The sequence below is a fragment of the Halorubrum sp. Atlit-26R genome (assembly GCF_003666015.1).
Taxonomy (GTDB): Archaea; Halobacteriota; Halobacteria; order Halobacteriales; family Haloferacaceae; genus Halorubrum.
The window spans coordinates 1-498 of record NZ_QPLT01000425.1 but is presented as its reverse complement, the minus strand read 5'-3'; the positions used below and the strand labels follow the sequence as shown (position 1 = coordinate 498).

The following is a 498-nucleotide window of genomic DNA, read 5'->3' as shown; positions in this document are numbered from 1 at the left end:
ACCGGCTCCAGATCCACATGTCGCTGTATAATGACCATCTCCCTGCGTTACGGGCAGTTGATCTTGTTGAGTACCACCAAGTAGACGATCTCGTCGAGGCGGGCCCAGCTCTCGCCCGTATCGAGTCACAGATCCAATTCCGGCTAGCGGATGAACTTCCTGCCCTCCTGCAGGCCGAAGAGACCTATATCGACCATGAAGACGCCTAATCGCTGTGCTACCCAGGGATCGAACTGATGCTGCGTTTGCCGCTCTTTCACAGGACTTGAGCGACTCGCACTCTTCCGGCTACCGGGTGAGTACCGCGTAGCAGATCCCCGCGACAGTCACGTGCATCACCATCAGCACGAGAATCCCTGCGGTTGTGGCTCCCGGACGCCCCGGGAGAAACGTCGCGTCCGGAACGAACGATAGGAGCAACACAACCCCGGTAATCACCGCGAAAAGTCGATTCGGGCGTGCTGACCGCCGCTGGAGAAGGCCATATACGATGGTAGC

1 protein-coding gene and 1 pseudogene are annotated in these 498 nt (G+C 58.4%); one reads left to right on the top strand and one right to left on the bottom strand.

The features are described from left to right. Positions 1–209, top strand: a pseudogene (locus DVK07_RS24115) (hypothetical protein); the annotation flags it as partial. A 79-nt stretch (positions 210–288) separates the two neighbouring features. Here the strand turns inward: DVK07_RS24115 and DVK07_RS24110 are convergent. Then, positions 289–498 (bottom strand): DUF6069 family protein (locus tag DVK07_RS24110; protein ID WP_233565599.1); only part of this gene is annotated, 210 nt, incomplete at its 5' end.